The following is a 19,817-nucleotide window of genomic DNA, read 5'->3' on the forward strand; positions in this document are numbered from 1 at the left end:
CCTTTCTGAAGCAAAATTGCCATAGTCTAGGCACGAGGATGTGTCTTGACTCTTTTGTACAAGTGGCGCCACCGCATGACCGGCGATGGTGCAACTTTCGGACGGGACAGGATACCCGATCAAAACAGGACGAAGACAGGTTATCATGACATCTTCCCGCCCCATTCTCGTTATTGACGACGATGATACACTTCGCCGTCTGTTGACAGAACAGTTGAAACACGGTGGTGAGCTTGACCCCGTGGAAGCCGCAGATCTTAAATCTGCCCGCGCATTGCTAGACGCCCCTGGCGCACGTTTTGATGCGATGCTGCTCGACATCACATTGCCAGATGGTGATGGACGCGACTTCTGCGCTGAATTACGCCGCCAAGGCGTCACAATGCCCATCATCATGCTGACAGGCTCAGATGCTGAGAGTGACGTTGTCCGCGGTTTAGACGCCGGTGCGAATGATTACGTTGCAAAGCCGTTCCGCGTTGCAGAACTTTTGGCACGTTTGCGCGCACAACTCCGAATCTTTGAAAATAGCGAAGACGCAATTTTCGAAATTGGGCCTTATGCGTTTCGTCCTTCAGCAAAACTGCTCATTGAAACGGCACGCAACCGCCGTATTCGCTTGACTGAAAAAGAAGCAGCCATTCTGAAATATCTTTACAGGGCAGGGCAGCGGGCTGTTTCTCGCCAACTTCTGTTAAACGAAGTTTGGGGGTACAACGCAGCCGTGACTACACATACCCTCGAAACGCATATTTATCGTTTGCGTCAGAAGATCGAAATAAACCCAGCCAAAGCCTCCATTTTGCTTACTGAAAACGGTGGCTACCGCCTCGACCCCAACGCACGGGTTACCAGCGAAGGGGCCGCCTAAAGCCGGGCTTTAGATTGTAAAGTCCATCACGACTGGAACATGGTCGGATGGACTTTCCCAATCGCGCGAATCTTTCAATACACGAAATGCTTTTACATTCGGCAGTAAGTCCGGTGTTACCCAGATGTGGTCAAGACGTCGCCCGCGATTAGATTTTCTCCAATCCCGGTTGCGGTATGACCACCACGTATACAGCTTCTCTGGCTCCGGTGTCACGTGACGCATAGCGTCAACAAAACCCGTCGCTAACCACGCATTCAGTGCCTCAACTTCCACCGGGGTGTGGCTAACTATCTTCAAAAGCTGCTTGTGACTCCACACATCGTGCTCACAAGGTGCAATATTTAAATCGCCAACGAGAACTGTTTTCTCAGCAGCCTGCTGAGAGCACCACTCGCGAGCTTCCTTCAAAAAAGAAAGCTTATGCGCAAATTTCTCATTTTCGTTGATATCAGGAATATCCCCGCCGGCGGGAACATAAAAATTATGAACGAGCACTTTAGCGTGCGGAAGGGAAACCCACGCAGCAACGTGCCTACTATCCCCACGTCCACACCAATTAGGAACGTCCAATACCCGTTCTAATGGGTGCCGCGAAAGTATGGCAACCCCGTTGTAACCCTTCATGCCCCAGTACACTTGATGCTCCCATCCAAGCTCTTGGAGTTTGTCAGCGGGAAAAAGGGGGTCTGGTACTTTCGTTTCTTGAAGGCAGATAACGTCCGGGCGCTCGTCCAGCGTCAATTGCGCCAGTAAGGGCAGGCGCAGACGTAATGAATTGATATTCCAAGTAACCAAACGCATAAGCGCTATGACCTTTTTATAAGATTTAAGTGCATCAAAAGGCGGCGGCCCCTTGCGGAAACACAAACAATCCCCACACTAAGAAACACTATGACAGCACCGACCAGCCCATTTCTGACCTTCGATACGCATATTGATATCCCTTGGCCAGACCAAGCCGATATGATGGCTCTTCAAACGCCGCGCAAAGTGGATTACCACAAATCGCGCAAGGGTGGGCTAACGACCCTATGTCTCGCCGCGTATATTCCGCAAGGCCCAATCACTGAGGCCGGACACGCCGAGGCTTTTGAGCGCGCACGTGCAATGCTCACAAGCATTACCGAACTTGAAAAACGCTCCACTCCTGAAACCCCACTCTCCATTTGCCGTACAGCAGAAAGCATCATCGAGGCCCGTAAAAGCAACGCTCTAGCCATCGTCCCAGTCATCGAAAACGGCTACGCTTTGGGAACTAACGTTGAAAATGTAGGGTTTTTCGCGCGAAATTTCGGTATTCGCTACATTACGCTCACGCATAATGGGCATAATGCAATCGCTGACGCCGCCATCGCGCGAGAGGATCTGGGAGACACGGACAGCCGCCACGGAGGCCTGTCATCACTCGGCCGCGAGATGATACAGGCAATGAATGATCACGGCGTTCTAATTGATGTCTCACACGCTGCACGCTCAACAATGATGCAAGCAGCTGAAGCTTCTTCAACGCCAATCGTGGCAAGCCATTCCTGTGCACGCGCTCTATGCGACCACCCGCGAAATCTAGACGATGAACAGTTACTGAAGCTGAGAGATACCGGCGGCGTGATACAGATTACTGCTATGGGTAGCTTTTTGCGCAAAGGTGGGGGAGGAACCCTTGAGGACCTCGTGAGCCACGTTCGATACGTCGCAGATAAGATCGGGGTCAGCCACGTTGGCGTCTCGTCGGATTTCGACGGTGGCGGCGGGATTGAGGGCTGGAACGACGCGTCGCAAACCGCGCATGTGACTCATGCACTACAAAGAGCTGGCTTTCATGGCGATGAGCTAAACGCTGTATGGGGCGGCAACATGCTCCGCCTCTTACACACCGCTGAAACCAAAGCACAATCTTTTGTGCCTCACGCTTCTTAAGCGATAGTGACGTCGATGAAAATCGGCGTCTATTGCCACAAACGCGGGTACTTGTCCACGGGCGTTTCTACCAATATGCGCTTTTTGTGCTCTTTCCAGCTTTACGGCCAACTTAGAAGAGAACGAAAGCAAAACTCGTTTAATATCAATAGCTTATCTTTTATGCCTAAAAAATAGGCAATCTAAGAGCAAGTCTGGAAGATCAAGGGCTTCATGATTCTGTCATGCCTCCACCCACAGACTTGTCCACAGGAACAGTGGATGATTAAAACGACGCCATGAATACCCGCCCGAAAGGTAAAATTCAGACCAAATGATAGAAAACACCCCCCTCGAAACGGCCGATACCCCTGTGGGAGTCGATGCTATACGCAATGCCCTCAAGACTATACCGCAGAACCCGGGCGTATACCGTATGTTGGGGAGTAAAGGTGAAGTCTTGTATGTGGGAAAAGCGCTAAACCTCAAAAATCGCGTCACGTCCTATTTGCGCATACAGCAACTCCCTGAACGTTTGCGGCGGATGGTGTCCCTGACAAGCAGCATGGAGATTGTTATCACCAATAGCGAAGCTGATGCTTTACTGTTGGAAGCCAACTACATTAAGCGCATGAAACCGCGCTTCAATATCTTATTGCGCGATGACAAAAGCCTGCCATGGCTAGTACTGACCGAAAGTCACGATTTTCCGCAAATTACAAAACAGCGCGGGAAACCCGTTAAGGGCGCCAGTTACTGGGGACCGTTCGCTTCGGCCTGGGCCGTTAACCAAACCTTGAACCTCATTCAGCGCAACTTCTTGTTGAGAACCTGCTCCGACGCAATGTTGAGCAGTCGCACAAGACCGTGCCTGCTCTACCAAATTAAACGCTGTTCAGCCCCATGCGTCGATCGTATTTCGGCCGCGGATTACGCTGGCCTTGTAGAGCAAGCAAGGCTTTTCCTATCAGGGAAAAGCACCGAACTGCACGAGCAACTTATTGCCGAAATGGAAGAAGCTTCAGCCTCTCTGGAGTTTGAAAGGGCTGCCTCTATCCGTGACCGGATTAGAGGGTTCACCGGGCTGCAACAGTCTGGCGTGATCAACCCGACATCACTTCCCGACACAGACGTCGTGACAATTTGGCAGACAGCCGGACAGAGCTGCATTCAAGTCTTTTTCATAAGAGGAGGACGCAACAATGGTAACCGTGCTTTTTACCCCTCTCATGACCCGGAAGAATCAGAAAGCGCAGTACTAAGCGCCTTCCTGCTCCAGTTTTACGAAAACAAAACTCCGCCAACATCGCTGCTGATCAATCATAACCTTGATGAGCAGAGCCTTGTCGTAGATGCGCTATCCCTTACTAAAGGGCAAAAAATTAGCATTACCGTCCCACAGCGCGGACAGAAAAAAGATATTTTGGAACATGCCGCCCTCAATGCGCGTGAAGCACTCGAGCGCAAACTTGCCGAAAGTGCCGGACAAAAGCAGTTGCTTGAGGGTGTCGCAAAAATCTTTGATCTACCAAACACTCCTCAACGAATAGAAACTTACGATAACTCTCACATAATGGGGCAAGCGCCGTACGGAGTGATGGTAGTCGGCGGTCCAGAGGGTTTTGAAAAACGCGCCTACCGAAAATATTCAATCAAGGGGAACGTTACCCCTGGAGATGATTTTGGAATGATGCGTGAGGTTATGGAACGTAGATTTAAAAATCACCAGTCCGCATCTCCCGAATCATTGCCTGACTTACTCTTAATTGACGGTGGGCAAGGGCAATTTAATGCTGTGCGCGACATACTCAGCGCACTCGGGGTGAACGTCCCAATAGCAGCAATGGCAAAAGGGCCAGACCGAGATGCTGGACGGGAATGGTTTTTCACACAGCACAAAGCCCCCTTCCAATTACCCGAACGAGACCCTGTACTGTATTATCTACAGAGGTTGCGTGATGAGGCCCACCGGTTTGCAATCACAACCCACCGCACAGGGCGCTCCAAAAAACTAAAATCGTCTGCGCTGGATAGTATTCCCAATATCGGTCCGGCCCGTAAGAAGCTTCTTTTAAACCATTTTGGATCCAGCAAGGGCGTGCAACAGGCATCCCTAGACACATTGCTTGCAGTGCCCGGAATTAACCATTCAATGGCAGAAACCATCTATGGTCATTTCCACCCTGAAGGGTCCTGAGGAGCCCTTCAGATATTTTCTTTTCACAAACACAAACAAAAAATAGTGTAAATTTCATACGCTTGTCGCAGTATCGCGTATCCTACGGCTAAAAATTTCTCTACAGTCCCAGACGATGCTGACCGATTTGCCAAATGTTCTTACGCTTTTGCGTATTGCCCTAATTCCCGCCTTGGTTGCGCTGCTTGTGCTAGGCACTGCGATTGGCCATTTAGCTGCACTCGCGGTGTACACTTTTGCATGTATTACAGACTACCTGGATGGTGCGCTCGCACGCCGTTGGCAGCAGCATTCAGAGCTGGGCAGAATGATGGATCCCATTGCAGACAAATTGCTGGTCGGCGCCCTTCTGTTAACCCTAGCAGGCACAAACTCTTTACCTTACCACGCCCTTTTTGCAGCAATCATTATTCTTATCCGGGAAATAATGGTCAGCGGTTTGCGTGAATACGTTGCCTCACAAGGCGGAAAACTGCCTTCCACACGTCTGGCTAAGTGGAAAACCGGCTTGCAGATGGTCTCTATTGGCTTTCTGGTTGCGGGGAACTCTATTGTCCCACTCTTGGGCTTAAAGCCCTTCAATGCCAGTGGTCTGGGGAGTATTCTACTATGGCTTTCCGTTATCCCGACCGTACTAAGCGGCTATGGTTACGCGAAAGCGGCATTAAAACACATGCAGAAAAAGATCATTTAATACATCAACCACTATTCTTTACATTCGGGCAGCATGAGATATAAAAATGTATCGAGCAAGACGTTAGACAAATAACTTGTCGCTTAGGAGTAGAACATGCGTAGAGCTGCTTTACTAGCAGTCCCTCTGGTCCTGAGTGGATGCTCTGGTCTTGGAAAATATTTCCACGACACTGTATTTTGGCCCGGTTACAACCCTAATCAGCCAGAAGGTACTAGCGAAAATCTTGCTAAAATTCGCGGAGAAAATATTTCCTCAGCGGCTCTTCTCCCAGCATCGGGCAATATCTGGCCAGCAGCGCCTCAGCCTCTACCCACACTAAAAGATGCCGCCAACCCCAACAGCCCATTTAATCAGTTGTTGAAAAATCCTGCTACATCGTTTGGAGCAGCTGAAGCTGGATCCACTAGCGCCGCCTCGTACCTAGGTGGCGGAGCAGAAATGCCTTCAGGAGGGTCACTCTCAATAGGTGAGAATGCCTACGTACATGGTGGCGTCACAGGCGACCAAACGCATGTTCAGGCCCTACCAACGAGCGTCCCTGATGCTGCCGGCAAATACCTGCAAAAAGGGCAGGGCAAAGCGATCATTATTCCCAACGGCGACGGAACCAGCACAATCGTAAACAGCGATGGCTCCACAAGGACCGTTAAAGATTCAAAAATAAACAACTAGCAACGACTAATTGGAGAGTATTTTTATACTCTCCAAAAAATATGCTCATTCAAACATAGTGCCGCATAATAGTTTTCAAGCGGCCTTGAATGCGAACTCTATCCGCCGAAAAAATTTGCGTTTCGTAAGCTGAATTAGCTGGCTCAAGAGCTACAGAGCGCCCATGACGGCGGAAAGTCTTAAGTGTCACCTCATGCTGATCAACTAAAGCAACGACTATTTGGCCATTATCAGCAGATTGGCACTCTTGAATGATTGCCGTATCGCCGTCGTGTATTCCGATATCGACCATCGAATCGCCAGAGACGACTAAGGCGTAATGCTTGCCTGCGGCCAACATAGAGATGGGTACATCCACGCTATTATCAGGCTGCTCAACGGCTTCTATAGGAAGTCCCGCAGCGATACGCCCCAAAAGCGGAACAGACACCATAGCGGGCATTTCATGCGCGCGCTGAGGCTCAGAAAAAACACCCTGAAGCACATTCTCCGGCAATACACTTTTCTGCTTTTCAGGTACGCTTTGCTCTAGGGCCGGAATTTTCAGTACTTCGAGGGCCCTAGCGCGATGATGATGACGGCGCAGGAAGCCCCTATCCTCAAGGGCCGATATTAAACGATGAATGCCTGATTTGGAGCGTAAAGACAGAGCATCTTTCATTTCATCGAAAGAAGGCGAGTACCCCGTCTGCTTAAGGTGCTTATCAATATATAAAAGAAGCTGATATTGCTTTTGGGTAAGCATCTTAGAGTGGTTCCAAACAGGGGCGGGGATATAAGATGTTCATTATAAGTTCTCAAATGTTCCTCGACAAGCACAGAAAGCGCTTTCAAAAGTGGGTTTTCGTGTTGTGATTGAGGAGTTTGTGCCTGTCTGGACGCATATTTTGGGAATAAATTGTAGGAAAGTCTTGACCTACACGCCCGAAATCCGCATGTTGCGCGGAATTCTGCTGAATCGTCGTTCCACTTTCGGCGGGCGACACTAAAAGCGGCTTTTGTCCGAGGGTAACATGGCAAAGACTAACGTCATTCAAATTCGTCTCGTCTCTTCCGCAGAAACGGGCTACTTCTACGTCACGAAGAAAAATGCTCGTTCCGCAACGGGCAAGATGGAAGTGCGCAAGTACGACCCAGTCGTTCGCAAGCACGTCACATTCCGTGAAGCTAAGATCAAGTAATCTTCAGCTTTATAGCGATAAAAAAAGCGGCCCCCAGTGGCCGCTTTTTTTATTAGAAGAGCTTGTCGTGGGGGCCGTAAGGAATAACGATTTCCCCATTCTTCGTTAAGTTAAGCATAGCCCTAGAACGCTCATCCAGCATATCCGCATCTAAAGCCCGCTCTTTAAGGGCCGTGACACGCCGCTTCCACATAATCTGCTCGTCTTGGGCATTTTTCTCTGCCAGTAGCGCTTCTCGTTTCAGTTGTGTTTGATCTTGGAAAGCACGAATTCCGTGTTCGCCGTGCAATGCATTCCAGCCAAAATAAGCAGTAAGGCCAATAAACAGGGTAGGGGCAGCTATAGCCCTCAAGCCTCTTTTTAATGCTTTTACCGCTCTCACCTAGCGTGCCCTCATACGTCAAAGTGTTGGTGGTAGGCCGACTATAACAAACTACGCCTTAACAACAAACAAAAACGCCTACCGCAAAGTTGCGATAGGCGCGTTTGAAAAAGCAACACTTTGCAAGCAGGCTTAAGCCTGTGGCAAAATTACGCCTTCAGGATGCCACGACCAGCATAGCGTGCTGCACTGCCGAGTTGCTGTTCGATGCGGATAAGCTGGTTATACTTAGCCGTGCGGTCTGAACGGGACAGTGAGCCTGTTTTAATCTGACCACAATTGGTAGCAACAGCGAGATCTGCGATGACCGCATCTTCTGTTTCACCTGAGCGATGGCTCATGACGCAACGATATCCAGCCTTATGGGCGGTTTCGACGGCCTCAAGCGTTTCCGTCAGCGTGCCGATCTGGTTGACCTTCACGAGCAGAGCGTTGCCCGTACCAGCAGCAATACCACGACGGAGACGCTCAGGGTTTGTTACGAACAAATCGTCACCAACCAGTTGTACACGGCCACCCATGCGCTTTGTTAATTCTGCCCAGCCTTCCCAGTCATCTTCTGCCAGGCCGTCTTCGATGGAAACGATCGGGAATTTGCGGGTCAACTCGTCGAGGTAAGAAATCATTCCTTCAGAATCAAAGGTCTTACCTTCACCCTTAAGGACATACTGGCCATCACGGTAGAACTCGGTTGATGCGCAATCGAGTGCAAACGTAACATCTTCACCGGGACGATAACCTGCTGCTTCAACCGACTTAGCAATGAAGCCCAATGCTTCTTCAGCCGATTGCAGGTTTGGTGCAAAACCACCTTCATCACCCACGTTGGTGTTATGACCCGCAGCAGATAGACCTTTTTTCAAAGCCGCAAAAATTTCTGAACCCATACGGACCGCTTCTGCAATAGAAGACGCCCCAACAGGTTGGATCATAAATTCTTGAATATCGATTGGATTATCAGCGTGCTCACCGCCGTTCACAATGTTCATCATTGGAACAGGCAAAGTATGAGCAAATGCACCGCCAACGTAGCGATAGAGCGGAAGCTCAAGCTCTTCAGCCGTGGCTTTAGCCACAGCCAGTGAAACGCCAAGAATAGCGTTAGCACCGAGGCGGGATTTGTTAGGCGTGCCATCAAGCTCAATCATCGCATTATCAATCGCGATTTGATCTTCTGACTCTGCACCCTGTAAAACTTCTAGAATTTCGCTTTCGACGAAACCACAAGCCTTCTGAACGCCTTTACCGTTATAACGGGACTTGTCCCCGTCACGCAGTTCTACAGCTTCGTGGGCACCTGTTGATGCGCCGGAGGGAACAGCAGCGCGGCCGCGGGCTCCCGAGGAAAGTTCTACTTCAACCTCAACGGTTGGATTGCCGCGACTATCTAAAATTTCGCGAGCAATGATATCGACAATAGCGCTCATGGGGGCTCTCCTCGTAAAAAGCGTGAGCCGGGATCGGCTCGAACCCAGACGGAACGGGAAGTATTCGTCTCAAAATCAAGGCCGGAGGTCAATCTCGTAGATGCGTTTACCCTTTCTAATCTTCCTTTTAGGAATCGCAGGTTTGGTGCCATTTGTGTTTCTGGGAGGAAGCATTTTTATAGGTCACCTCTTTGCACCACAGCCCCGTCTCATGCTGGCACTGCTTGCTTACGGCGCGTGCATACTCTCATTTTTAGGGGCTGTTCACTGGGGGCTAGCCATGGAGCGCCCTGACATTATCAACGATAGAACAACCTCAGACCTAGATCGCTGGCGCCTAATATTTGGCGTATGCCCTGCTGTTTTAGCATGGCTGGCGCTCTACATAGGCATGGTTGCGAACCCCCGTACTGGTCTCTCGTTAGAGATATTGGGATTCGTCGCTGTTTATATTTTTGAAAAATCAGGGTGGAAAAAAGGCGCTATACCACAAGGGTACATAAGACTTCGGCTCGCACTCACTATCGGTGTTGTGATTAGTCTTCTGCTCGCCATATTGGGAACCTGATCAGTACAGATTCCCAATATTTTGTTACTTCAAAAAGATTTGTTCAGCTGGTCGATTGCCTTTAGGCGGGTCAACAATGCTTTCATTTCTTTGAGAGGGACCATAGTAGGGCCGTCGCTTGGCGCATTGTCCGGGTCCTGATGCGTCTCGATAAAGACTGCGGAGACCCCGATTGCCAATGCGGCGCGCGCCAAGGGTTCAACGAATTCACGTTGCCCGCCGGTGGACGCGCCCAAGCCACCAGGCTGCTGAACAGAATGGGTAGCATCGAACACAACCGGATAGCCCGTTTCCGCCATAATAGGCAGACCGCGAAAATCACTTACGAGCGTGTTGTAACCAAAGCTAGTGCCACGATCACACAGCATGATACGGTCATTACCTGTAGACGCGATTTTTTTGGCAACATTTGCCATATCCCACGGCGCTAGGAACTGACCTTTTTTGACGTTGATCGCTTTCCCAGTCTTACCTGCGGCTAGCAACAAATCCGTCTGACGGCATAAAAAGGCCGGGATCTGCAGGACGTCCACCGCCTCAGCAGCGATGGCACATTGATCAGCAGAATGAACGTCCGTTAGGACTGGTACGTCAAATTTGGATCTTACTTCTGCAAGAATATCCAAACCCGTATCCAACCCAATCCCGCGAGCGGCATTCACGGAACTGCGGTTTGCCTTATCAAAGCTGCTTTTATAAATCAGCCCAATGCCAAGCTCACCGCAAAGGCCGTGCAATGCCTCCGCCATCTCTAATGCATGCTCCCGTGATTCAATTTGGCAGGGACCAGCAATTAGAACAAATGGCTCTTTGGGGCCGATACTCAGCCCCCTGACCAGAATACTCATTCAGCGTCCTGCTGTGTTTTAGCTGCTTTGATAAAGCCAGCGAAAAGAGGATGTGGATCAAACGGCTTTGACATCAACTCTGGATGATACTGAACACCGATGAAGAACGGATGATCGGGATATTCAACAACCTCCGGCAGGACGCCGTCAGGCGACATACCAGAAAAGCGTAAACCCGTTGCTTCCAGACGATCACGGTAGTTCAGGTTTACTTCCCAGCGATGGCGGTGACGTTCACGCACTTCTGTGCGGCCATACACTTCCGCAACGCGAGAGCCTTCCGAGAGTTTGGCAGCGTAAGCCCCCAAGCGCATGGTGCCACCCAAGTCGCCACCCTCACGGCGACGAAGCAGTTCATTACCACGCGCCCATTCGGTCATCAGGCCCACAAGTGGTTCTGATGTCGGGCCGAATTCTGTAGAGGACGCTTTAGGAAGGCCTGCGAGAGAACGAGCGCACTCAATGACCGCCATTTGCATACCAAAGCAAATACCCAAGAAAGGAATGCCATTCTCACGGGCATAACGCACTGCAAGGATTTTACCCTCTGCACCGCGCTCACCAAATCCACCCGGTACAAGGATAGCATCAACGCCTTTTAAGCGTTCAGCGACGTCACCTGTTTTCTCGAACTCTTCTGACTCAATCCAGTCGAGTTTCACGCGCACATTATTTGCAATGCCGCCATGCAGGAGGGCTTCAGCCAGAGACTTATAGCTATCTAACAGAGCCGTGTATTTGCCAATGACGGCGACACGCACTTCGCCCTGCGGCTCGCGGATGGCATGAACAATCTTTTCCCAACGGGAAAGATCCGGCGAACCCTCATGAGGTAGGCCAAAATAGCGCAGAACTTCGCTGTCCATTCCTTCACGATGGTAGGAAATTGGGCATGCGTAAATCGTGTCAACGTCCAGAGCGGCGATCACCGCTTGCGGGCGAACGTTACAGAAATTCGCAATCTTTTGGCGTTCATTATCCGGGATCGGACGGTCGGAACGGCAGAGCAGAACCTGAGGCTGGATGCCAACGTTTTGCAGTTCCTTCACAGAATGCTGAGTTGGCTTTGTTTTTAGTTCACCCGCAGATGGGATGTAAGGCAGCAGCGTCAAGTGCACGCACATGGTCTGCTCGTGACCAAGGTCATTGCGCAACTGACGAATTGCTTCGAGGAAAGGTAGGCTTTCGATGTCCCCAACCGTACCGCCAATTTCTACGAGAACGAAATCGTACTCGTCCGTACCTGCGACGACGACATCTTTAATTGCGTCTGTAATGTGGGGGATAACCTGAACGGTTCCGCCCAGATAGTCGCCACGGCGCTCACGCGCGATGACGTCTGAGTAGATACGGCCCGTCGTAGCGTTATCTGCACGGCGCGCGTGGACGCCCGTGAAACGCTCATAATGGCCAAGGTCAAGATCCGTTTCAGCGCCGTCGTCGGTGATAAACACCTCGCCGTGCTGATACGGGCTCATTGTGCCCGGATCGACGTTTAGATAGGGGTCCAACTTACGCATGCGGACTTTATAGCCGCGTGCTTGAAGGAGGGCTGCAAGGGCTGCAGAGGCAATACCCTTACCAAGAGAGGAAACCACACCGCCGGTGATGAATACAAAGCGCGTCATGGGCGTTCTTCATACACTGAAGATGGGGGGGAGGGGAAGCGTCCATTGAACCTCTTGGACGCTTCAGCCACCTTTTTTTATTAGTGTGTTCCGGAAGTACCAGTTGTTGGGGCTTGTGGCGCAGATTGTGCAGGAGGTTGAGCTAAAATATCATGCCCACCAACGCCAGAAGATGCGCCGCGGTTCAGCAGAGCCAACACGAGGCACAGCACCATAAATATAGCTGCCAAAACAGATGTAGCACGGGTGAGGAGGGTTGCTGTCCCGCGGCCAGTCATGAAAGAGCCCATGCCTTGGCTGCTACCAATCCCAAGCCCGCCGCCTTCGCTGCGCTGAATCAAAATTGTACCAATCAAGGCCAATGCGACCAGCAGGTTAATAACGAGAAGAGCAGTGGTCATGAGCTGTAAGGTCCGGAGAGTGGTTGAGAAGAAAGATGCGAAGACGCTGCCTCAGCGATTTGCATGAAACGCTGCGCGTCGAGACTGGCATTGCCAACCAAGACACCACCTATTGATCGGATCGACAAAATGGCGTGCGCCTGATCAGGAGTTACGGAACCGCCATACAGGATTGGCACGCGAATGTCATCTTTCTTCAAGCGCGAACGTAGAAGTCCGCCCAAGAGATAGAGTGTTCTCTCAAGTTCATCGCGTGATGGCGTAACCCCGCTGCCAATTGCCCAAATAGGCTCGTAAGCAAGGATGCCATCAAAATCACTTGTAAGAGACCCGTCAATTTGGCTGGCGAGGACAGACGCTGCACGTCCCTCTTGCCGTTCGTGCATCGTTTCACCAATACAAACTACAGGTACGAGCCCTACTGACATTGCTGCGCGCACTTTCAAGCGAATGAGGGCGTCCGTTTCACCATGAGCTTGCCTGCGTTCAGAGTGGCCTAAAACAACGTAGCGAGCCCCAACATCCGCCAACATTTCCGCCGAAATATCGCCTGTATGCGCCCCGCAGGCTGACATGTGGCAGTCTTGACCGCCTACAACTATGCTTTGCCCGACACCTCGGGCACGCAAAATTCGTCCGGCACGCTCAATTTGCGTGAATGGGGGACATACTACCAAGCGCACATCCGCCGGTAAGCCCCGCGCGCGCTGTACGATCTCACACATGAGCTGGTGTGTGCCAGCTCGTAGCCCATTCATCTTCCAATTGCCGATTATGAGCTTCGGCGATTCGTTCATGCCTTCTCCGCGTCAGAACTCTGACTTTGGCCAATATCAAAATACTAGAACTAACGTCGGACCTACGCTTGTTCTGGTCAAGCCGGGTTCTCGACATTATGGTGCCCGCTGGTTCTTTAACGGCAGCTTTGCCAACATACCATCCCGACGTTACGACAGCCGGATCCATTCTGACCCCATGATTACCAAACTTCGCCACCTCTTTGTTGATTCTTGGGCCGGCCGCGCAGCCGCCTTCCTCATTTTCCTCGCCTTCATTGGCTGGGGGATAGGAGACATATTTAACAGCAGCGGCTCGACCTCTCCCAACACAATCGCCAAGGTCGGAGATCGTGAGATTTCTGCCGAAACTTTTGCTAGAGCTTTACAAACGCAGCTCCCAGCAGCTGCGCAACGCCTTGGCTACCAAGACGCTGCGCACCTGCCCGCGGTAGCTAAGCAACAAATTGCGCGTGAAGTTCTTCGTAGCCTAGTGATTCAACAAGAGACACAACTTGCTGCGTCCCATGCAGGCATCTCCGTGCCGGATAATTTGGTCAGAGACGAAGTTTTCAGCATCCCGGCTTTTCATGACGCATCAGGTCAATTTGACCGTTCGCTCATGAACCAACGACTCGCACGGATGGGTCTGACGGAAAAAAGTCTTATCGCTCTTGTAAGGGAAGACATCGTCAGTCGCTCGCTTGTGCAGGGACTGGGCGCAGCCGCACATGCTTCACCCATTCTCACAAATCTTCTCGTGAACTTTGAGAGCGACACTCTGCGCGTTACGGCGCTACGAATTGCCTTTGATGCCCACAAAACATCAGAAGCACCTACGGACGCTCAGCTACACCGTTTTTACGACAATCACCCAGATCTGTTCAAAACGCCTGAGTTCCGTCACATTAAAGCTGTCGTTATGACAGCAGACAGCGTCGCCAAAACCATCGAAGTTTCTGACGACATCCTGCACAAGCTTTATGATATGCAGGAACGTACATACAACGTCCCTGAAACGCGGTCATTGCAAGTTCTGTCTTTCACTGACCAGAACAAAGCCCAAGCGGCAGCCGATCAGTGGCAGAAGGGCGATAGCTGGGACATGCTCGTTAAAGCATACCCAAACGCCATTCCTGCGACCCCCGAAAAAGCGCGGAAGAGCGATCTTCCCAACACAGATCTAGCGCAGGCTGCTTTTGCGGCTACAGCCCAATCTGTCCAAGGCCCAGTGAAAACTGCTTTCGGGTGGGTGGTCTTTAAAGTAACCGAAGTTGTTGCTCCCCATCATACCGACTTCGCTCAGGTTCGTGATCAACTGCGCAACGACGTTCAACAACAACAGGCACAAGAAGCGCTACAAGCGCGCATGAGCCGCTTTCAAGACGCCGTTGCAGGCTCAACAAGCCTTGATAAAGTTCCAACCGATTTGGGCGCACTTCCGATCTCTGGTACGCTTGATGCGCAAGGCATGACAGCTGACGGGGTGCCCGCACCAATCCCTGGTGGGGCTCAACTGCGACAAGCAATTATCCAGCAGGCTTTTGCTCAAAAAGCTATGGCTCCCCCGCATGTCATTTCCGGCCCAGATAACGCCGCTTACGCGATACTGGTTGACACAGTACACCCCGGAACAGTCCAGCCATTTGATCAGGTTAAAACAGCTGTCATTGCAGCCTGGACTGACGAGCAGGCAAAGCATCAAGCGGACCTGCGAGCTACTGAGCTTTACACCGCGGCAAAGAAAAGCGGCTTATCAGTGGCTGTTGCCGGTCAACCTGAAGCGGGTGACCTTCTACAGAACGTTTTGATTTCTCGTGTAAAACCAGACACACGGCTGCCTAATGTTGTCACACGCAACATCTTTAATCTTAAGGCCCACAACAGCGCGATGTACCAAAGCGGTGACGCTTTTTGGCTTGTCACACTGGAAGGAACAGAAGCAGCTCCTCAATCAGACCGGTTAACGATAAGCCGTGGCGTGGAAGGTCAGTATAACCAATCCCTCCACATGGATATTCCAGACGCCATCAGCGCATCACTTGAGAAGCAGTGGCCAATGACTCACCTCAACATGCCTCTTTTCAACCAAGTGGTAACCTCAGCACAAAGCAACGCCGCACAATGAGCACAGCCGTGAACGTCCTCTACACCATCGAGGCAGCCGATCTTCTCACGCCAGTTTCAGCGTTTTTGAAACTGGCTCCTCTCTCAAACAGTCCTTTCCGGATGTTGTTTGAAAGCGTTGAAGGAGGGGCATCTCGTGGACGTTACACGGTCATTGCTTTGCGTCCAGATTGGGTCTGGCGATGCCGTAATGGGCACGCCACACTCGACGGCAACCCTATAGATGGCAACCCACTCAACACTCTAAACACTTTGGTTGAACAGAGCGCTTTGGCTCTTCCGCCAGAACTTCCGCCAATGATTGGTGGAGTTTTTGGTGTTCTAGGTTACGATATGGTGCGCCAAATGGAGCATCTTCCTAACGCTCCGCACGACGATTTAGGCCTCTCTGAAGGCATCATGATACGTCCCAGCTTATTCGCTGTATTTGATGCTGTACGAGATGAACTGACACTTGCAGTGCCTATCCGTGAGGGTATGACGCAGGCCAATGCGAAAGTGCTTCTGGACGAAGCACGCGCAGCATTAAATGCACCATTAGACTACACACCACCGCGCCTGCCCGCAGGGGCGCAATTGCGCGAACCTGTCAGCAATATTAGCCAGCAAGACTTTGAAAACGGCGTTCGCAGAGCACAAGAATATATTGCCGCAGGCGATGCCTTTCAAATAGTCCCCAGTCAGCGTTTTACTACAGAGTTTCCACTACCAGCATTAGAGCTATACCGCAGCCTCAGACGCGTTAACCCCGCGCCTTTCTTGTTTCTTTTAGAGATGGACGAATACGCACTCATCGGTTCTTCTCCCGAAATTTTAGTGCGCTTGCGCGATCAGACAGTGACCGTTCGCCCCCTTGCCGGAACACGCCCGAGAGGTAACTCTCGCGCTGAGGACATTGCCCTCGAGGAAGAGTTACTCGCCGACCAAAAAGAACGTGCTGAACACCTGATGCTAATCGATCTTGGCCGGAACGATGTTGGCCGCGTAGCACAGCACGGCTCCGTACGTGTCCCCGATCAATTTGTGGTCGAACGCTACAGTCACGTCATGCATATTTCTTCGACAGTGACAGGGACTATTGCCAAAGGCAAAACAGCCAAAGATGCTTTGATCGCAGCATTCCCCGCTGGGACGTTGACCGGCGCCCCCAAAATACGCGCAATGGAAATCATAGACGAATTAGAACCGACTCGCCGCGGCCCCTATGCCGGATGCATTGGTTATTTTGGCGCTGACGGACAAATGGACACATGCATCGGCCTCCGCATGGGCCTGTTACACAACGGGAAGCTACATGTCCAAGCTGGCTGTGGCGTCGTTGCTGACAGCGACCCTCATGCTGAATTTTTGGAGACAAAAGCGAAGGCGAGGGCGGTACTCACTGCCGCTGAAAACGCCATAAAAAATGCATCTCAGCAATCTTGACACAAGAAATTGATGTATAATTTAAAGTTAGATTTGACGTGAAGGCAAGTGAGGGCCATCTTCAAGCCATGATCCTCTTGATCGACAATTATGACAGCTTCACTTTCAACATAGTGCACCACTTGGGTGCTCTAGGGGTGGAGTGCGATGTCCGCCGTAATGACGCGCTTACCGTTGAGGAAGCGCTCGCGCTAAACCCAAAAGCCATCGTCCTGTCACCCGGCCCGTGCGCGCCGGACGACGCAGGCATATGCTGTGACCTCATCAAGGCCGCCGCAGGCCGCATTCCTGTCCTTGGTGTGTGCTTGGGGCACCAAGCTATCGGACAGGTCTTCGGTGCGGATGTCGTGCGTGCGCCTACACCGATGCATGGGAAAATTAGTCCCGTCGACCACGATGCAACGGGCGTTTTCGCGGGGCTACCCAACCCGGTTGACGTTGTCCGCTACCATAGCCTGACGTTGGCGCCGTCGAGCGTTCCCGATACTTTAATCGTAAACGCACGGACTGCTGACGGAGTCATCATGGGCGTAAGGCACCGTGATTACGAAATTCATGGCGTGCAATTCCACCCCGAAAGTATTGCCTCAGTCGGCGGCAAAGATCTCTTTGCAAACTTCTTGGAACTGGCAGGCATTTCTGTCCCCGAAATAGCATGACGCAACTCGCAGGTAGCTTGCAAAAACTCATTTCAGGACGACAACTCACCTCGGAAGATGCCGAAGGTGCCTTGACTGACGTGATGCAAGGCGGGGCCGATCCGCTACAGCTTTCGGCTTTTCTAACTGCCCTGAACCTTCGCGGAGAAACACAAGACACGCTTGTCGGTGCGGTACGCGCGGTGCGAAGCCACATGCGTCCCGTCCTTGGTGCCCCCAAGGGCACAATTGATGTCTGTGGCACTGGCGGAGATGGCCTTAAAACACTCAATGTTTCCACGGCTGTTGCGTTTGTCTTAGCAGGACTGGACGTGCCCGTGGCCAAGCATGGCAATCGGGCACTGTCATCGCGCTCTGGCGCGACAGACGTGCTTGAACAGCTTGGGATCGGTATCCACCAAGACGAACAATATCTGGAAAATTGCCTGCAAGAAGATGGGCTCGTCTTTCTCGCCGCCCCTTACCATCACCCTGCGCTTAGACATGCAGCCCCAATTCGAAAAGCTTTGGGCTTCCGCACCTTGTTTAATCTGGTCGGCCCTTTGTGCAATCCTGCCAACGTAAAGCATCAACTCTTAGGGGTTTTTGATGAACGCTGGCTTGAAACGCTTGCCGATGTTCTGCATGAACTTGGAACTGAATCCGTCTGGACCGTGCATAGCAAGACCGATGAGGGTGGGAGCGACGAGCTTACCCTCTCAGGTGAAAATAGTGTTGTAAGCCAATCTGCTGAAGGTCGCACGCGCTTTACGTTTAAAGCGGCTGAAGTAGGACTTGCAGCACGCCCAATCGCTGACCTGCGGGGTGGCTCTCCATCCGAAAACGCACGCGCACTGAAAGCAGTGCTTAAAGGGGAAGCGGGGGCGTACCGTGATACGGTTTTGCTGAATACTGCCGCAGCGCTACATGTCGCTGGACATGGCTCGGTTTTGGACGGTACACGCTTTGACACACGGGCTTTTGCTAACAATATTGCACGCGCGGCTCAAGCCATTGACGACGGCTTAGCGAACGCAGCGTTGGAGCGCAGCATTGCACGCTCGGACGCACATCTTATGAAGAATGTGGAACTATCATGACGTTCACCTTGAGCCGCATGGCAAAAACATACGCTCCAGAAGGTCCGGATCAGTTCCCAGATCCTGACCTGCCATCAACAATGATGCAGCCCATTCAGAACCCTAAGGTGGAAACGCCGGAGAAGGGTGATGTCTTAAACCGTATCTGCGCCCGCACACGGCTCGACGTTGAGCAACGCTCGCAAATTATGTCTCTTAAAGAGATAACGGCCCGCGCGCGCGAAGTCTCAACACCCACACGGGGTTTTGGCCAAGCATTGCAGCATCTGACCGCTGACAAAAATGTGGGCCTCATCGCAGAAATCAAAAAAGCATCTCCCTCAGCGGGCATTTTGCGCCCCAACTACGATCCAGCTGGCATTGCCCGCTCATACGCGAATGCCGGCGCAACGTGCCTTTCAGTGCTGACCGAAGGGTCGTGCTTTCATGGCAGCACTGAAGACATCCGCGTGGTGAGAGAGGCTTGCAGCCTACCTATTTTACGCAAAGACTTCATTCTTGTGCCTTGGCAGGTTCATGAAAGCCGCCTGATTGGCGCGGACTGCATTTTGCTCATTCTTGCAGCGCTGACCGAAAACGAAGCGGTTGAACTTATTGAGACAGCCCGTGGCCTCGACATGGACGTTTTGGTGGAAGTGCATGATGAAGAGGAACTAAACCGAGCATTAGCTCTGGATACCTCTTTGATTGGCATCAACAACCGTAACCTGCGCACGTTAAAGACCGATATCGAAACCACGCGCCAGCTGGCACCGCTTGTTCCGCCTGACCGCCTGGTTGTTTCTGAAAGCGGCATTCGCACTCAGGACGATGTGTTACGTGTGGGCGCGGTTGGGGCCAGCGCGGTGCTGGTTGGCGAAAGCCTCCTGCGGGAAGAAGACCCCGGTGTCGCTGCACGCCGCCTGCTTGGCTACGCGTAAACCTGCTAAAAATTACCCAGTTTTACGCCACCCGGAGGCGAAACAGTCTCTGATAATGCT

Annotated in this window: 20 protein-coding genes; 12 read left to right on the forward strand and 8 right to left on the reverse strand. The window is 51.7% G+C overall.

What is annotated here, in order from left to right:
- The first annotated feature begins 145 nt into the window (after positions 1-145).
- On the forward strand, positions 146-871 hold the full coding sequence (locus D5366_RS10560; RefSeq protein ID WP_141493605.1) for a response regulator transcription factor: 726 nt from the start codon (positions 146-148) through the stop codon (positions 869-871).
- 9 nt (positions 872-880) lie between these two features.
- Here D5366_RS10560 and D5366_RS10565 read toward each other — a convergent pair whose 3' ends face one another.
- The gene (locus tag D5366_RS10565; RefSeq protein ID WP_141493606.1) at positions 881-1,675 is read right to left on the reverse strand and encodes an exodeoxyribonuclease III; all 795 of its coding nucleotides are present in this window, start codon (positions 1,673-1,675) and stop codon (positions 881-883) included.
- Between the two features lie 90 nt (positions 1,676-1,765).
- Here D5366_RS10565 and D5366_RS10570 point away from each other — a divergent pair, with 90 nt between their 5' ends.
- From D5366_RS10570 to D5366_RS10585, 4 genes are all read left to right on the forward strand, one after another.
- Complete coding sequence (locus tag D5366_RS10570) at positions 1,766-2,791, forward strand: dipeptidase (protein ID WP_141493607.1); 1,026 nt, start codon at positions 1,766-1,768, stop codon at positions 2,789-2,791.
- A gap of 313 nt (positions 2,792-3,104) precedes the next feature.
- Positions 3,105-4,967 carry an excinuclease ABC subunit UvrC gene (uvrC, locus tag D5366_RS10575; protein WP_141493608.1) on the forward strand — a complete coding sequence of 621 codons (1,863 nt, stop codon included), beginning with the start codon at positions 3,105-3,107 and terminating at the stop codon, positions 4,965-4,967.
- A 115-nt stretch (positions 4,968-5,082) separates the two neighbouring features.
- Complete coding sequence (gene pgsA, locus D5366_RS10580; protein ID WP_141493609.1) at positions 5,083-5,661, forward strand: CDP-diacylglycerol--glycerol-3-phosphate 3-phosphatidyltransferase; 579 nt, start codon at positions 5,083-5,085, stop codon at positions 5,659-5,661.
- A gap of 96 nt (positions 5,662-5,757) precedes the next feature.
- Positions 5,758-6,336, forward strand: a complete 579-nt coding sequence (locus tag D5366_RS10585) for a hypothetical protein (RefSeq protein ID WP_141493610.1) — start codon at positions 5,758-5,760, stop codon at positions 6,334-6,336.
- Between the two features lie 49 nt (positions 6,337-6,385).
- Here D5366_RS10585 and lexA read toward each other — a convergent pair whose 3' ends face one another.
- The gene (gene lexA, locus D5366_RS10590) at positions 6,386-7,081 is read right to left on the reverse strand and encodes a transcriptional repressor LexA (protein ID WP_141493611.1); all 696 of its coding nucleotides are present in this window, start codon (positions 7,079-7,081) and stop codon (positions 6,386-6,388) included.
- Positions 7,082-7,349: 268 nt separating this feature from the next.
- Here lexA and rpmG point away from each other — a divergent pair, with 268 nt between their 5' ends.
- Complete coding sequence (gene rpmG / locus D5366_RS10595) at positions 7,350-7,517, forward strand: 50S ribosomal protein L33 (protein ID WP_084366875.1); 168 nt, start codon at positions 7,350-7,352, stop codon at positions 7,515-7,517.
- Positions 7,518-7,569: 52 nt separating this feature from the next.
- On the opposite strand, the gene D5366_RS10600 is transcribed toward rpmG, so the two are convergent.
- Together D5366_RS10600 and eno are read right to left on the reverse strand one after the other, a co-directional pair.
- Positions 7,570-7,899, reverse strand: a complete 330-nt coding sequence (locus D5366_RS10600) for an FtsB family cell division protein (RefSeq protein ID WP_141493612.1) — start codon at positions 7,897-7,899, stop codon at positions 7,570-7,572.
- A gap of 149 nt (positions 7,900-8,048) precedes the next feature.
- Positions 8,049-9,326 carry a phosphopyruvate hydratase gene (gene eno, locus D5366_RS10605; RefSeq protein WP_141493613.1) on the reverse strand — a complete coding sequence of 426 codons (1,278 nt, stop codon included), beginning with the start codon at positions 9,324-9,326 and terminating at the stop codon, positions 8,049-8,051.
- A gap of 100 nt (positions 9,327-9,426) precedes the next feature.
- On the opposite strand from eno, the gene D5366_RS10610 reads away from it, so the two are divergent.
- Complete coding sequence (locus D5366_RS10610; RefSeq protein ID WP_141493614.1) at positions 9,427-9,894, forward strand: DUF3429 domain-containing protein; 468 nt, start codon at positions 9,427-9,429, stop codon at positions 9,892-9,894.
- 29 nt (positions 9,895-9,923) lie between these two features.
- Here the strand turns inward: D5366_RS10610 and kdsA are convergent, their stop codons facing one another.
- The 4 genes from kdsA to tpiA all read right to left on the reverse strand — a co-directional run bounded on the left by kdsA (position 9,924) and on the right by tpiA (position 13,568).
- Positions 9,924-10,742: a 3-deoxy-8-phosphooctulonate synthase gene (kdsA, locus tag D5366_RS10615; protein ID WP_141493615.1), complete on the reverse strand. Its 819-nt coding sequence runs from the start codon at positions 10,740-10,742 to the stop codon at positions 9,924-9,926.
- Positions 10,739-12,370: a CTP synthase gene (locus tag D5366_RS10620; protein WP_141493616.1), complete on the reverse strand. Its 1,632-nt coding sequence runs from the start codon at positions 12,368-12,370 to the stop codon at positions 10,739-10,741. Before D5366_RS10620 ends, kdsA begins: the two co-directional genes overlap by 4 nt.
- Before the next feature lie 80 nt (positions 12,371-12,450).
- Positions 12,451-12,771: a preprotein translocase subunit SecG gene (secG, locus tag D5366_RS10625; RefSeq protein ID WP_141493617.1), complete on the reverse strand. Its 321-nt coding sequence runs from the start codon at positions 12,769-12,771 to the stop codon at positions 12,451-12,453.
- Complete coding sequence (gene tpiA, locus D5366_RS10630) at positions 12,768-13,568, reverse strand: triose-phosphate isomerase (protein ID WP_141493618.1); 801 nt, start codon at positions 13,566-13,568, stop codon at positions 12,768-12,770. Before tpiA ends, secG begins: the two co-directional genes overlap by 4 nt.
- On the opposite strand from tpiA, the gene D5366_RS10635 reads away from it, so the two are divergent.
- From D5366_RS10635 to trpC, 5 genes are all read left to right on the forward strand, one after another.
- On the forward strand, positions 13,567-15,675 hold the full coding sequence (locus D5366_RS10635; protein WP_240775254.1) for a peptidylprolyl isomerase: 2,109 nt from the start codon (positions 13,567-13,569) through the stop codon (positions 15,673-15,675). The two genes, tpiA and D5366_RS10635, sit on opposite strands and share 2 nt — an antisense overlap.
- Positions 15,672-17,099 carry an anthranilate synthase component I family protein gene (locus tag D5366_RS10640; RefSeq protein ID WP_205839584.1) on the forward strand — a complete coding sequence of 476 codons (1,428 nt, stop codon included), beginning with the start codon at positions 15,672-15,674 and terminating at the stop codon, positions 17,097-17,099. Before D5366_RS10635 ends, D5366_RS10640 begins: the two co-directional genes overlap by 4 nt.
- 68 nt (positions 17,100-17,167) lie before the next feature.
- Positions 17,168-17,758: an anthranilate synthase component II gene (locus D5366_RS10645; RefSeq protein ID WP_141493619.1), complete on the forward strand. Its 591-nt coding sequence runs from the start codon at positions 17,168-17,170 to the stop codon at positions 17,756-17,758.
- On the forward strand, positions 17,755-18,837 hold the full coding sequence (trpD, locus tag D5366_RS10650; protein ID WP_141493620.1) for an anthranilate phosphoribosyltransferase: 1,083 nt from the start codon (positions 17,755-17,757) through the stop codon (positions 18,835-18,837). Before D5366_RS10645 ends, trpD begins: the two co-directional genes overlap by 4 nt.
- Positions 18,834-19,757, forward strand: a complete 924-nt coding sequence (trpC, locus tag D5366_RS10655) for an indole-3-glycerol phosphate synthase TrpC (protein ID WP_141493621.1) — start codon at positions 18,834-18,836, stop codon at positions 19,755-19,757. The genes trpD and trpC overlap by 4 nt, the downstream gene beginning before the upstream one ends.
- Positions 19,758-19,817: the final 60 nt, after the last annotated feature.

The organism is Neokomagataea tanensis (genome assembly GCF_006542335.1).
GTDB classification, from domain to species: Bacteria; Pseudomonadota; Alphaproteobacteria; order Acetobacterales; family Acetobacteraceae; genus Gluconobacter; species Gluconobacter tanensis.